The sequence below is a fragment of the Streptomyces blattellae genome (assembly GCF_009709555.1).
Lineage (GTDB): Bacteria > Actinomycetota > Actinomycetes > Streptomycetales > Streptomycetaceae > Streptomyces > Streptomyces blattellae.
On the sequence record NZ_WJBG01000227.1, the window covers coordinates 53,834 to 67,192 of the forward strand.

13 protein-coding genes are annotated in these 13,359 nt (G+C 71.1%); 11 read left to right on the forward strand and 2 right to left on the reverse strand.

What is annotated here, in order from left to right; genetic code table 11:
• Window positions 1-40 precede the first annotated feature (40 nt).
• The 8 genes from GFH49_RS33385 (at window position 41) to GFH49_RS33420 (ending at window position 9,658) form a co-directional block, all read left to right on the forward strand.
• Window positions 41-472 carry a hypothetical protein gene (locus GFH49_RS33385; protein WP_155059797.1) on the forward strand — a complete coding sequence of 144 codons (432 nt, stop codon included), beginning with the start codon at window positions 41-43 and terminating at the stop codon, window positions 470-472.
• Between the two features lie 47 nt (window positions 473-519).
• Complete coding sequence (locus GFH49_RS33390) at window positions 520-1,401, forward strand: TatD family hydrolase (RefSeq protein ID WP_155059798.1); 882 nt, start codon at window positions 520-522, stop codon at window positions 1,399-1,401.
• A 228-nt stretch (window positions 1,402-1,629) separates the two neighbouring features.
• Window positions 1,630-3,030 (forward strand): resuscitation-promoting factor, encoded by a 1,401-nt coding sequence (locus tag GFH49_RS33395; protein WP_456243060.1) that lies wholly within the window; start codon window positions 1,630-1,632, stop codon window positions 3,028-3,030.
• A 142-nt stretch (window positions 3,031-3,172) separates the two neighbouring features.
• Window positions 3,173-4,153, forward strand: a complete 981-nt coding sequence (rsmA, locus tag GFH49_RS33400) for a 16S rRNA (adenine(1518)-N(6)/adenine(1519)-N(6))-dimethyltransferase RsmA (RefSeq protein ID WP_230396642.1) — start codon at window positions 3,173-3,175, stop codon at window positions 4,151-4,153.
• Window positions 4,150-5,064: a 4-(cytidine 5'-diphospho)-2-C-methyl-D-erythritol kinase gene (locus GFH49_RS33405; RefSeq protein ID WP_155059799.1), complete on the forward strand. Its 915-nt coding sequence runs from the start codon at window positions 4,150-4,152 to the stop codon at window positions 5,062-5,064. The genes rsmA and GFH49_RS33405 overlap by 4 nt, the downstream gene beginning before the upstream one ends.
• A gap of 229 nt (window positions 5,065-5,293) precedes the next feature.
• Complete coding sequence (locus GFH49_RS33410) at window positions 5,294-6,412, forward strand: peptidoglycan recognition protein family protein (protein WP_328288311.1); 1,119 nt, start codon at window positions 5,294-5,296, stop codon at window positions 6,410-6,412.
• A gap of 210 nt (window positions 6,413-6,622) precedes the next feature.
• A complete protein-coding gene (locus GFH49_RS33415; protein WP_155059800.1) occupies window positions 6,623-7,399 on the forward strand; it encodes an MHYT domain-containing protein in 777 nt (258 codons plus the stop codon).
• 270 nt (window positions 7,400-7,669) lie between these two features.
• The gene (locus GFH49_RS33420; protein ID WP_155059801.1) at window positions 7,670-9,658 is read left to right on the forward strand and encodes a sensor histidine kinase; all 1,989 of its coding nucleotides are present in this window, start codon (window positions 7,670-7,672) and stop codon (window positions 9,656-9,658) included.
• Window positions 9,659-9,758: 100 nt separating this feature from the next.
• Here the strand turns inward: GFH49_RS33420 and GFH49_RS33425 are convergent, their stop codons facing one another.
• Window positions 9,759-10,238, reverse strand: a complete 480-nt coding sequence (locus tag GFH49_RS33425; protein ID WP_155059802.1) for a hypothetical protein — start codon at window positions 10,236-10,238, stop codon at window positions 9,759-9,761.
• Between the two features lie 4 nt (window positions 10,239-10,242).
• The gene (locus tag GFH49_RS33430) at window positions 10,243-10,683 is read right to left on the reverse strand and encodes an ATP-binding protein (RefSeq protein WP_230396643.1); all 441 of its coding nucleotides are present in this window, start codon (window positions 10,681-10,683) and stop codon (window positions 10,243-10,245) included.
• 559 nt (window positions 10,684-11,242) lie between these two features.
• Here GFH49_RS33430 and GFH49_RS33435 point away from each other — a divergent pair.
• The 3 genes from GFH49_RS33435 (at window position 11,243) to GFH49_RS33445 (ending at window position 13,335) form a co-directional block, all read left to right on the forward strand.
• On the forward strand, window positions 11,243-12,118 hold the full coding sequence (locus GFH49_RS33435) for a Sco1979 family transcriptional regulator (RefSeq protein WP_155059804.1): 876 nt from the start codon (window positions 11,243-11,245) through the stop codon (window positions 12,116-12,118).
• Between the two features lie 25 nt (window positions 12,119-12,143).
• Window positions 12,144-12,356: a DUF397 domain-containing protein gene (locus tag GFH49_RS33440; protein WP_155059815.1), complete on the forward strand. Its 213-nt coding sequence runs from the start codon at window positions 12,144-12,146 to the stop codon at window positions 12,354-12,356.
• A gap of 163 nt (window positions 12,357-12,519) precedes the next feature.
• A complete protein-coding gene (locus GFH49_RS33445) occupies window positions 12,520-13,335 on the forward strand; it encodes an SAM-dependent methyltransferase (RefSeq protein WP_155059805.1) in 816 nt (271 codons plus the stop codon).
• The last annotated feature ends 24 nt before the right edge of the window (window positions 13,336-13,359 follow it).

The window sequence follows — 13,359 nt, forward strand, 5'->3', positions numbered from 1 at the left end:
GGACGCAACCCGTCCCCTCCAGCGGACAACAGGAGCTGGCATGACCGAGATCGCAGGGCAGACCGGCCTTCGCAACGGGGCGACCGCCGTCGTAAACGAGTCCTACTCTTTCGCCTGCATGCGCTGCGGGCACGGCTGGGAGCAGTCGTACGAGATAGAGCACCACCTGGACGCTCAGGGCCACGAGTTCGTGATGTACGTGGCGAACGGCCAGGTCGTCCCGTCCCCACTGTCCAGGCCCACATGCAGGAACTGCGACAACCACGTCGTACGGATCATGCGGGCGGGCCAGGTGTCGTCGGCGCGGGAGGCGGCGCGTCAGCCGCGCCGACTGCCGACTCGGACGGGGCACGTCGGGGTGCCCGCGTCGACCGGAGACACCGGGGGAACCGGGGGATCCGGGGGATCCGGGGAGGACCACCACTGGCACCTCTCCGACCTGTGGCACGCGTTCCAGCGCAAGGCGAGCTGATCCGAGCGCCCGCCGAGGAGGCATGCCCCCTTTCGTAGGATCGGGGCATGCCTTCGAACGCGTCCGACAAGAACGCCGCCCCGCCGCTGCCCGAGCCGCTCAGGGTGCCCGTCACCGACTCGCACACCCACCTCGACATGCAGTCCGGCACGGTGCAGGAGGCCCTGGCGAAGGCCGCGTCGGTCGGCGTCACGACGGTCGTGCAGGTCGGCTGCGACGTACGCGGCTCACAGTGGGCGGCGGACACGGCGGCGGCGCACGACGCCGTGCACGCGGCCGTGGCACTGCATCCGAACGAGGCGCCGCGCATCGTCCACGGAGACCCCGACGGATGGTCCCGGCAGGGTGCGCGGGAGCCCGGCGGGGATGCGGGGCTCGACGCCGCGCTCGCCGAGATCGACCGGCTGGCCGCGTTGCCCCACGTGAAGGCCGTCGGCGAGACGGGGCTCGACCACTTCCGCACCGGGCCCGACGGCAAGGCGGCGCAGGAGCGGTCCTTCCGTGCCCACATCGAGATCGCCAAGCGGCACGGCAAGGCCCTCGTCATCCACGACCGTGACGCCCACGCGGACGTGCTGCGCGTGCTGAAGGAGGAGGGGGCGCCCGAGCGGACGGTGTTCCACTGCTACTCGGGCGACGCGGAGATGGCGGAGATCTGCGCCCGCGCCGGCTACTACATGTCCTTCGCCGGGAACGTCACCTTCAAGAACGCCCAGAACCTGCGCGACGCCCTCGCCGCAGCCCCGCTGGAGCTGGTGCTCGTGGAGACCGACGCGCCCTTCCTGACGCCGGTGCCGTACCGCGGACGGCCCAACGCTCCTTATCTCATTCCGGTCACGGTGCGCGCCATGGCCGCCGTGCGGGGCATCGAGGAGGACACGCTGGCGGCGGCCCTCGGCTCGAACACCGCTACTGCCTTCGGCTACTGACGCATAACCGTCCGGTAACGCTCACGAGGTGCGAGCGCAGCCCGATCGCTACTCTGTGTAGTTGGGGCGCTTTGGAGAGTGATCAGCGCTCCGCTAGGTTCTGGGCCCGATCCGGACCCCGCTGGCCTTCTGGAGCGTCTCGGCGTGACCAACTCGCAGTACGCGCGGAATTCGCAGTACGCGCAGAACGTGCAGGACTCGCAGTACGCGAGGGAGTCGCCGTACGGAGTGGATGCCGCTTACGGAGTGCACGCGGCGTACGGGCCGTACGTGTCGTACGAGGCGTACGACCCGTCGGGCGGCGCGTTCGATCCGTACAGCGCCGAGACGTGGGGATACGGGGACACCTACGCGCCGGCCTACGAGGGGCTCGAACCGGTGGTGCCGCGTCAGGCCGGGAGCGCCGCGGAGGAGGGCGAGGAGGACGAGGGGGGCGAGGGGGGCGAGGAGGACGAGGAGCCGCCCGCGCCGGCGGTGCGTTCCGGTGCGCATCGGCGGTCCGCGCGTCGGCGCAAGGCGCGGTACGCCGAGCGCGCCGACGGTTCCATGCGCCGTCTGCTGCCCCAGGCGCTGGTCGTCGTCTTCCTCGCGGGCGGCACCTCCGCGTTCGTCGCCAAGGACAAGGCGATCGAGCTGACCGTCGACGGGGAGCCGCGGACGCTGCACACCTTCGCCGACGACGTGACCGAACTGCTCGCGGACGAGGGCCTGGAGACGGGCGAGCACGACGAGGTGGCGCCCGCGTCCGGTGCGGCACTCGCCCATGGTGACCAGGTCGCCGTGCGGTACGGGCGGCCCGTGCGGCTCACCCTCGACGGCCGGCGGCACGAGGTGTGGACGACCGCGCGCACGGTGGAAGGGGCGCTCAGACAGCTGGGGGTGCGTGCGGAGGGCGCATACGTATCCATCGCGCGCTCCCGGCGCATCGGGCGCGAAGGGCTCGCGCTGGATGTGCGCACCGAGCGCTCGGTGACGGTCATGGCGGACGGGCGGGCCCGCACCGTCCGTACGAACGCGGCGACGGTGGGGGAGGTCGTCGAGGAGGCCGGGATCACCCTGCGCGGACAGGACACCACCTCCGTGGCGCCGGGAAGCTTCCCGCGCGACGGGCAGACCGTCTCCGTACTGCGGATCACCCGGACCAGGGAAGTGCGGGAGGAGGCGATCCCGGTTCAGGTACGGCGGGTGGACGATCCCTCGCTGTTCCAGGGGACGGAAGTGGTCGAACGCGCGGGACAGGTGGGGCTGCGGCGGGACACCTACGTGATCCGGACCGTCAACGGCGTCAAGCAGAAGCCGCGGCGGGTGAAGACCGAGGTGGTGCGGGAGCCGCAGGACCAGGTGGTGAAGGTGGGGACCAAGCCGATGCCCACGTCCGTGCAGGGGGCCGACCACCTGGACTGGCAGGGCCTCGCGGCATGCGAGTCCGGGGGGCGGGCGAACGCGGTCGACCCTTCGGGGACGTACGGCGGGCTGTACCAGGTCGACACCGAGACCTGGCACAGCCTCGGCGGCAGCGGCCGGCCACAGGACGCGACGGCGGCGGAGCAGACGCAGCGGGCCAAGAGGCTCTATGTGCGCCGGGGGGCCAGTCCTTGGCCGCACTGCGGGGCGCGGTTGCACCGGTGAGCGGGGGCGGGGCGCGCATCGCGCCCCATAAGGGGCGCGGGGAACTGCGCGACCAGCCCCCACCGGCCCGCAGAACACGTACTACCCGGCGTGGCGCTGAGGCCCGAATGCCCGCGGCCAGCGAACCCGTACGCTTGTCGCCGTGAGCAGCAGCCCTCCCCCCGACGCCCTCCTGGGCCCCGCCGACATCCGTGAGCTGGCGGCAGCCCTCGGCGTGCGTCCCACCAAGCAGCGCGGCCAGAACTTCGTGATCGACGCCAACACGGTCCGCCGGATCGTCCGTACCGCCGGGGTACGGCCCGATGACGTGGTCGTCGAGGTGGGCCCGGGGCTCGGCTCCCTCACCCTCGCGCTGCTGGAGGCCGCCGACCGGGTCACCGCCGTCGAGATCGACGACGTGCTCGCCGCCGCGCTGCCCGCCACCGTCGCGGCGCGGATGCCGGAGCGAGCCGAGCGGTTCGGGCTGGTGCACTCCGACGCCATGCACGTGACCGAGCTGCCGGGTCCCGCGCCGACCGCGCTGGTGGCGAATCTGCCGTACAACGTGGCCGTGCCGGTGCTGCTGCACATGCTGGAGACCTTCCCCAGCATCGAGCGCACGCTGGTGATGGTGCAGTCGGAGGTCGCCGACCGACTGGCCGCCCCGCCCGGCTCGAAGGTGTACGGCGTCCCGTCCGTGAAGGCCAACTGGTACGCCGAGGTCAAGCGGGCCGGTGCCATCGGGCGCACCGTCTTCTGGCCCGCGCCCAACGTCGACAGCGGGCTCGTGTCCCTCACCCGGCGGGTCGAGCCGGTCAGGACGACGGCCTCCAGGCGCGAGGTCTTCGCCGTCGTCGACGCGGCCTTCGCCCAGCGGCGCAAGACGCTGCGCGCCGCGCTCGCCGGGTGGGCGGGCTCGGCGGCGGCGGCCGAGGCGGCGCTCGTCGCGGCCGGGGTCTCCCCGCAGGCGCGCGGAGAGGCGTTGACCGTCGAGGAGTTCGCGTGTATCGCCGAAAACCTCGCGCCTGCCGCCGAACATTCCGCGCCTGCCGCCGAAAACCTCGCGCCTGCCGCCGAACATTCCGCGCCTGCCGCCGAAAACCTCGCGCCTGCCGCCGACAACAAGGAGCCCGGTCAGCAGTGAGCGTCACCGTTCGCGTTCCCGCCAAGGTCAATGTCCAGCTGGCCGTGGGCGCCGCCCGGCCCGACGGGTTCCACGATCTGGCCAACGTGTTTCTCGCGGTCGGCCTCTACGACGAGATCACCGTCACGGCAGCCGACGAACTCCGCGTCACCTGCGAGGGACCGGACGCCGGCCAGGTCCCCCTGGACCGTACGAACTTGGCGGCGCGCGCGGCGGATGCGCTGGCCGCGCGGTACGGCCGTACCCCCGACGTCCATGTCCACATCGTCAAGGACATCCCCGTCGCCGGCGGCATGGCGGGCGGGAGTGCGGACGGCGCGGGGGCGCTGCTCGCCTGCGACACGCTGTGGGGCACGAACGCCTCCCGCGACGAACTGCTCGGCATCTGCGCCGAGTTGGGCAGTGACGTGCCGTTCAGCCTGGTCGGCGGGGCCGCGCTCGGGACCGGGCGCGGTGAGAGGCTGACGGCGCTGGAGGTCGGCGGCGCCTTCCACTGGGTGTTCGCGATGGCGGAGCGCGGGTTGTCGACGCCGGCTGTGTTCCGTGAGTTCGACCGGCTCGGCGAGGGCCTGGACATCCCCGAGCCCGTCGCCTCCCAGGAACTCCTCGACGCGCTCGCGAAGGGCGACCCCGCCGCGCTCGCCGCCGCCGTCTCCAACGACCTTCAGCCCGCCGCGCTTTCGCTCTTCCCGGAGCTGTCCGACACCCTCGCCGCGGGCCGCGCCGCCGGTGCGCTGACGGCGCTGGTCTCGGGGTCGGGCCCGACGACGGCGTTCCTCACCCGGGACCGGGAGTCGGCGTCGAAGGTCGCGGAGGCGCTGCTCGCGTCCGGCACCTGCCGCTCCGTACGGCAGGCCTCGGGTCCGGCGCCGGGCGCCACCGTGATGTGGCCGGGCGCCACACGGACTTGAGGGATCCGGGAGGTTTGCATGATCCTCGGGATCTGAAACCTCCCCAGGATCAAAACGCACCCCATTTGTCCGACAGACACATTGAATTCACCGTTCCTTGGCCTGGGTCGGTGCCGGTGGGGCGGATGTGACGCGTAGGGTCATTTCAACTTCAAGCACTCGCCGCTGTACCTCGCAGAGTGCGTGCGGCGTGGTGTCCCCCGAATGAACCGACCCTGGAGGCACACCTGTGTCCGCATCCCCCACTCCCGACCACCGCAGGAGGCGCTCCCTCTCCCGCCGCGGCATGATCGCCGCCGGCGGTGCGGTCGCCGCGGGAGCCGCCGTGACCCCGGTCGTGTTCGCGGCCGGCGACTCGGACTCCGGTACGTCGGACACCTCGTCCGGCACTCCGGGCACCGAGCCGCAGAAGTTCCCGGCCACCCGCACCGAGGCCGCCACCGGTACCGCCGAGACCACGGCCTCCTTCGCCATCTCGTACGTCGGTGTCCGCTGGACCGGGGAGCAGACCGGTGCCGCGATCCGGTTGGCGGACGGCAAGTGGCAGGAGCTGAGCGGCGGTTGCGCGACCGTCGAGAACGGCGGCACGGCGCTGGTAGCGGCGGGGAACGCCACCGCGTACGAGCTGAAGGCGCCTCAGGGGGTGAGCGCGAGCGAGGTGCGTTCGCTGGCGATCGACACGACGGACGGGTCCGGCAAGACCTTCCGGGTGCCGACCGAGCCGACCCGGATGCGTGGGGTGCAGTACCTGTCGCGGCCCGCGTGGGGCGCCGACGAGTCGAAGCGGTACAAGGACGGGGTGGTCAACTCGCCCGAGACGTACTACACGTTGCAGACGATCACCGTCCATCACACGGCCACCCCGAACGCCGACCCCGACCCGGCGGCGACCGTGCGCGGCATCTACGAGTACCACGCGATCACCAACGACTGGGGTGACATCGGCTACCACTTCCTCATCGACGAGGCCGGCACCGTCTACGAGGGCCGCTACTCCGGCGACGACGGCATGCCGGCCTTCGACGCGAACGGCGACCTCGTCACCGCCTTCCACACCGGGGGCTACAACTCCGGCAACCTCGGTATCGCCCTCCTCGGCACGCTGACCGACCAGGCGCCCACGGATGCGGCCAAGGCCTCGCTGACCCGTCTGATCAGGGCGATCACCCGTTTGGGGGGCCTGGATCCGCAGGCGCGGGTGACCTTCGTCAACCCGGTCAACGGCGTGACGAAGGACGTGAACACGGTCAGCGGGCACCGCGACTGGATGGAGACCGAGTGCCCCGGCCAGACGATGTACGACCTCCTCGGCGAGGTCCGCGCGGCAGCCGCCGGCGGGGGTTCCTGACCGTCTGTCCGACAGTTGGCCTGCATAGGTTTGCAGGCCAACTGTTAGCTACGTCACCGTAGTTCGATAGTCGATATTCGGCCTCATGGTCCTTTTCGCGCCATCTGGCCCATGGGAAGGGGTGGCATGATCGGCCATCCCCGGACATCTGTTACCGGCGGTATCCAGGTGCGGTCTGTCTGACCGCCCCATGCCCGAGAGGAATCGCCCATGGGGCACATGGACCATTTCAGTGCCGGATGGGTCACCCCCGTCCTTTCCTATGTGATGGCCTGCGTCGGCTCGGCGCTCGGGCTGCGCTGCACCGTGCGGGCGCTCCAGGCCGAAGGCTCCGCCAAGCGGAACTGGCTGCTGCTGGCCTCCCTCGCCATCGGCTCCGGGATCTGGACCATGCACTTCGTCGCCATGCTGGGCTTCAGCGTCGACGGCAGCCCGATCCGCTACGACGTCCCGCTCACCGCCCTCAGTCTGCTGATCGCCGTCGCGGTGGTCGCGGCCGGAGTCTTCACCGCCGGCTACGGGCGCTCCCGGGTGACCTCCGTCCTGCTCGGCGGCCTCGGCACCGGACTCGGCGTCGCCGCCATGCACTACACCGGCATGGCCGCGCTCAACCTGCACGGCGAGGTCGACTACGACCCCATGCTCGTCATCGCCTCGGTCCTGATCGCTGTCGCCGCCGCGACCGCCGCCCTCACCCTCACCCTCGTCGTGCGCGGCCCGCTGCTGGCGACCGTCGCCGCGCTCGTCATGGGGCTCGCGGTCAGCAGCATGCACTACACCGCGATGTACGCCGTCAGCATCTCCCTCGCCCCCAGCAGCGCGGCCCTGCCCGGCGCCACCGCCACGGAGTTCATCTTCCCGCTCGCCGTGGTGCTCGGCTCGTTCCTCTTCCTGGCCTCCGCGTACGTCGCGCTCTCCCCGACCGGCAAGCGCCACGAGTCCGCCGCCGAACTGCTGCGCGAGGTCGAACTCAGCACGGCCGCCTGAGCGCTCCGCTGGTAGGCGGGTCGATTACCGCGGGCCGGTGAGGGCTGGTCGCGCCCACGCGGCGGAGCCGCACATCGATACAGCCCCGCCCCTTGGGGGCGCTGTACCGCACCGGACTTCACCGGACTTCACCGGACTTCTCCTCCCCTTCTCCGCCTTTTCTTCTCCGCCTCCTCCTCTTCTCCGCCTCCTCTTCTCCGCCTCCTCTTCTCCGCCTCCTCCCTTGTCCCCTTTGTCCCCGCCTTTGTCCCACACCTCAACGAGGCCCCCATGCGTGTCCCCCGACCCACCGACCGGCTGCGCCCCAGATCGGTCCGGGCGAAGATCATCTCCCTGCTCCTGCTGCCCATCGTGTCCCTCATGGCCCTGTGGGGCTTCGCCGCCGTGACCACCGCCTCCAGCATCGGTGCCACCGAGCGCGCCAAGGACGTCAACTCCGAACTCCTCACCCCCGTAAGCGACTTCGTCACCGCGCTCCAGGCGGAACGCACCGCCGTCCTGCGGTCCACGGCCGCGCCTGACGCATACGCGACCGCGCGCAAGGCCACCGACAGCACCGCCAAGGCCCTCCTGGACGGCATCAACGTCTCCAGCACCGACGCCGCCCTCCTCGACGCGAGCCTGCCGGGGCGCCTCGACCGGCTGGCGAGCGACGCCGACGGCCTCACGGCGCTGCGCGCCGACGCCACCGCGAGGAGCAGCAAGCCTTCGGCGACGTACACGAGCTACACGGCCGTCATCGAGCACGGTTTCGCGGTGATGGGCGCGCTCACCGACGACGACGGCACGGACGCCGCGTCCGAGGCGCGTGTGGTGCTCGAACTCGCCCGCGCGCGCGAGGCGGTCGCACGCGAGCAGGCGCTGCTGGGCGCCGGTGCCGCGCGCGGGACGCTCACCCAGGAGCAGTACGCGCAGTTCGTGGGTGCCGTCGCCACCCAGCGTGAGCTGCTCCGGCCGGCGGTCGCCGATCTGAAGGCCGTGCACCGCACCGCCTACGAGGACATCCTGGACGGCGACGCGTACGCGCGCGTGCAGGGCATCGAGAACCGGGTCAGCAGCGCCGGAGCCGGGGCGTCGGCCGTGTCGTCCGGCTTCCTGAAGGGCTGGGACACGGCGGTCTCCGACGTTCTCGCGGGCATGACCGCGGCCGAGACGGAGGCCGGTACGGGCGCCACCGCCCAGGCCGACCCGTTCGGCTGGGACACGCTCGGCGCCTCCGGCGTCGCCGTCGTCCTCGGCCTGGTCGGCGTGCTGCTGTCGCTGCTGGTCTCCGTGCTCGTCGGACGCGGTCTCATCGTCGAACTGCTCGACCTGCGCAACGACGCCCTCGAAGTGGCCGGCCGCCGGCTGCCGCAGGCCATGCGCAAGCTGCACGCCGGACAGGGCGTCGACATCGATGCCGAGGCCCCCATGCGACGCCTGGCCGGCGATGAACTCGCCCAGGTCGGCACGGCGTTGACCGCGGTCCAGCGGGCCGCGCTCAAGGCCGCGTCCGAGCGCGCCGAACTGCTCAGCGGAATCTCCGGGGTGTACGTCAGCCTCGCCCGCCGCAGCCAGGTGCTGCTGCACCGCCAACTCGACCTGCTGGAGGCGATGCAGCGGCGCCAGCAGGATACGGCCGAGCGACACGACCTCTACCGCGTCGACTACCTCGCCACCCGTATGCGCCGCCACTCCGAGAGCCTGCTGATCCTCTCCGGTATCGCCCCGGGCCGCGGCTGGCGCGACCCGATCCCCCTCTCCGACGTGCTGCGCGCCGCCGTCGCCGAGATCGAGAGCGCCTCCCGGGTGCAGATCTGGGCGGTGCCCCGGGTGTCCCTGGCCGGCGGTTCCGTCGCCGACGTCATCCATCTGCTCGCCGAACTCGTCGAGAACGCGGCCGCCTTCTCGCCGCCCAGCACCCAGGTGCAGCTGCGTGCCGCGCGCATGCGGGACGGCGGCGTGCTCATCGAGGTCGAGGACAGCGGCTTCGGCATGAAGGAGGACGCCCTCGCCGAGGCCAACCGCAAGATCGAGTCGGAGAAGGTCGACCTCCTCGACGCCAAGCAGATCGGCCTCTTCGTGGTCAACCGCCTGCGCGAACGCCAGGGCCTGCGCGTGGAACTCCGCACCTCCCCGAACGGCGGCGTCACAGCCGCGGTCCACATACCCGAATCCCTGCTCCGCGACGACATGCCGGTAGCCGAACAGACAGCCCAGTCCCGTGGCCTGGCACCGGCGTCGGCCCTGATTCCGCAGCAGCGGGGGGAGGGGCGGTAGTCAGGTAGTCAGGGTGCGCTCTGCGCTGATGGGACAGCCGCAGGGGCATTCGCAGGCCAGCGCCGGCTGGTCGTCGTCGGCGCGGCCGGGTGCCGAACGCTCAGTTCGCGCCACTCGGCGACCAGCGCGGTGGGGTGCCGGTGAGGCGGCAGGTGAGGAAGTACAGGGGGAGGGGCGGCGTGTAGGGGGAGCCTGCGCTCGGGGTGTGTATCAGGCGTGGGCGGTCCGCTGCGGGTTTGGGGCGGGGGCCCGCCCAGGACGGGTCTGCCAGGGACACGTCTGCCAGGGACACGTCGGCGACGCGGGCGTCGACGGCGTAACGGGTGCTCGGCGGCCAGGTGATGTCGATCTGGGAGCCGGCGGGGACGATCCACCACCAGCGCTGGTCGTCGGCGTAGACGCAGCCGACGCGCGGGAGGAGGCCCAGGATGCGTTGCCCGAGTTCCCGCAGCGTGCCCACGGCGTCGTAGCCGAGGTGTGCGGGCAGGTGCGGTGGGATCGTCAGGCGTCGCCCGCGGTGGGTCGGGAGCGTCCTGGAGGAGGCTGGGGGGCGCAGGTCAGGGCTGAGGGGTCGGTACACGGGGTCAGGGTCCTTCCGCCAGGAGACGGCGGAGCCGGGTGGCGGGCTGCGCCGGAGCGGGTTGGCTCTGGGTGGATTCGTTCGGGGCCGTCGTCAGCTCGGCCCACACGATGTGCCCGGAGCCGTCCGGGGCGTCCGCGACGCCCCAGTCGGTGCTCAGCTCGTCGACCAGGAAGAGGCCGCGCCCGCCCTGGTCGTAGGGGCCCGGCTGCCGAAGCGCCGGGCGCGTGGGACCGCGGTACTGATCCTCGACCTCGACGCGGAGCCGGTCGGCGATGACGCGCACCCGGCAGACGATCTGCGAGCCGGCCGAGTGTGTGAGCGCGTTGGTGAGCAGCTCGGAGGCGACGAGGACGGCGTTGTCGCACGTCTCGCTGCAGACGCCCCACGCGGTCAGCAGCTCCCGGACGCGCCGACGGGTCAGTCCGACCGACGCCGGGGCCATCGGCACGTAGAACACCTGGGATGGCCCCGGGAGGTGAGCCTCGCAGGCGGGTCGGCGGCCGGGGCCGTCGGGCCCGAGGAGTCGACCGGGGTGCCCGCCTGCGGGGCGTTCTGGGGGGTGCACTGTCTGCACGGGATGTCCGGAGTGCTCGGCCGGCGGGGGCAGACCGGGAAGCTCGTCGCCGGGCAGTCGGTTGGGCGGCTGAGGGAGGGAGGGGAGAGCCATCGCCGTACGCCTTTCGTCTGCCGTGCGCATGCAGGGTGCCTGGCGATCGGCGGCACACGGGACACGGACGACAACAGGCGTCGTACGGCACCGAGGTGCGGCCCTGCTCCCCCAACCGGGCTGTGATGTCCGGCGCTTGGGCGAGCCGACCATGGGTTCACTGTCGCACCTGCCAACAGCCTCTCGCAACCAGCAAGTTGAAATTTTCACTAGGCCAAGTGCATGCTGCTACCGCCGGGAAGTGATCGAATGAAGCTGTGACACCCGTGAAAAGTACGAAAAGCGTGATCGTGTCAGACTGCGGCCCTCAAGCTCCGTTGTGAGGAGGCAAGGCGTGACCGCGGAAACCGACTGGGGCGGCGCCCCTTCCGTCCTGCGCATGATCCTCGGCAGGCAACTGGAGGAGCTGCGGACCCGGGCCGGTCTGACGTACGAGCAGGCGGGCGCGGCGATCGGGGTGAGCCATTCCACGATCCGCCGGATGGAGGCCGCCAAGGTGGCCCGGCTCCGGCTGACGGATGCCGAGAAACTGCTGCAGGTTTACGGCGTGACGGACCAACAGGAGATCGACACGTTCCTGAAGTCGGTCCGCGAGGCCAACAAGCGCGGCTGGTGGCACACCTACCGCGACGTCATGCCTGACTGGTTCGCCGCGTATCTGAGCCTGGAGCAGGCCGCGCTGCAGATCCGCGCCTACGAGAACGAGTTCGTCCACGGCCTGCTGCAGACCGAGGAGTACGCGCGCGCCCTGCTCGGCGCGGGCAACCCGCACGGCTCGGCGGAGGCCGCGGAGCGCCGGGTGGCGCTGCGCATGCGCCGCCAGGAACTGCTCACGCGCGATATGCCCCCGCGGGTGTGGGTCGTGATGGACGAGACCGTGCTCCGGTGGCCGGTCGGCGGCACCGGCGTGATGCGCGCGCAGGTCGACCGTCTGATCGAGGTCAACAGGCTGCCCCATGTGACGGTGCAGATCATGCCGTTCATGAACGGTCCGCACCCGGCGATGCGGGCCGGTGCGTACCACCTCTTCCGGTTCAGGGCCCGCGAACTGCCGGACATCGTCTACCTCAACGGTCTGGTGGGCGCCGTCTACCTCGACAGGAACGACGACGTCCTGGTGTACCGGGAGGCCATGGACCGGCTGGGTGCCCAGGCGGCGCCCGCCAGAAAGACCGAGGCCCTCCTCGGATCCATTCGTAAGGAGCTGTGACGTGTACCACCACATACGCAACGGCATGCCGTCCCGGGACCTCGGCGCGCGCGGCTGGTCCAAGCCGTGGAGCGACGATGCCGGGGGCGCCTGCGTGGAAATGAAGAAACTTGTCGACGGGAGCATCGCCGTACGCCAGTCGACCGACCCCGACGGCCCGGCGCTGGTTTTCACTCCCCGTGAGATGTCGAGCTTCCTTACGGGCGTGAAGGAGGGACATGCCGACTTCCTGCTCTGAACCCCCTTGTTTTTACTGAGCGTTCATTGCGTTCACCCAGAGCCCAACCCAGAGCCCTACCCAGAGCCCAACCCAGAGCCCTACCCAGAGCCCAACCCAGAGCCCTACCCAGAGCCCAACCCAGAGCCCTACCCAGAGCCCTACTCGAATGGGAGAGACGACGTTGCCCGACAACGGATGGCCGGCCGACCGTATAGACACCGATCACGCGCACTCCGCGCGCATCTACGACTACATCCTGGGCGGAAAGGACTACTACCCCGCGGACAAGGAGGCGGGCGACGCCATGTCCGGGGAGTGGCCCGCCCTCCCCATCCACATGCGGGCCAACCGGGACTGGATGAACCGCGCGGTGCGCTGGCTCGCCGAGGAGGCGGGGATGCGCCAGTTCCTGGACATCGGCACCGGGATCCCCACCTCGCCCAACCTCCATGAGATCGCCCAGCAGGTGGCTCCGGAGTCCCGGGTCGTCTACGTGGACAACGACCCCATCGTCCTCACGCTCTCGCAGGGCCTGCTGGCCAGCACGCCCGAAGGCAGGACCTCGTACATCGAGGCCGACTTCCGTGACCCGGCAAGCATCCTCGACGCCGCCGAACTGCGCGAGACCCTCGACCTGACGCAGCCGGTCGCGCTCACCGTGATCGCCATCGTCCACTTCATCCTCGACGAGGACGACGCGGTGGGGATCGTGCGGCGGCTCCTGGAGCCGCTTCCCTCGGGCAGCTATCTGGCGATGTCCATCGGCACCGCCGAGTTCGCCCCGGAGGAAGTGGGCCGTGTCGCCCGCGAGTACGCGGCCCGCGACATGCCCATGCGGCTGCGCACCATCGACGAGGCCCATGACTTCTTCGCGGGCCTGGAACTGGTCGAGCCGGGCATCACGCAGGTCCACAAGTGGCACCCGGACGGCACGGGCGAGCAGGGCATCCGGGACGAGGACATCGCGATGTACGGAGCGGTGGCCCGCAAGCCGTGACCCACCCGGACCGGTGCCGGCCCA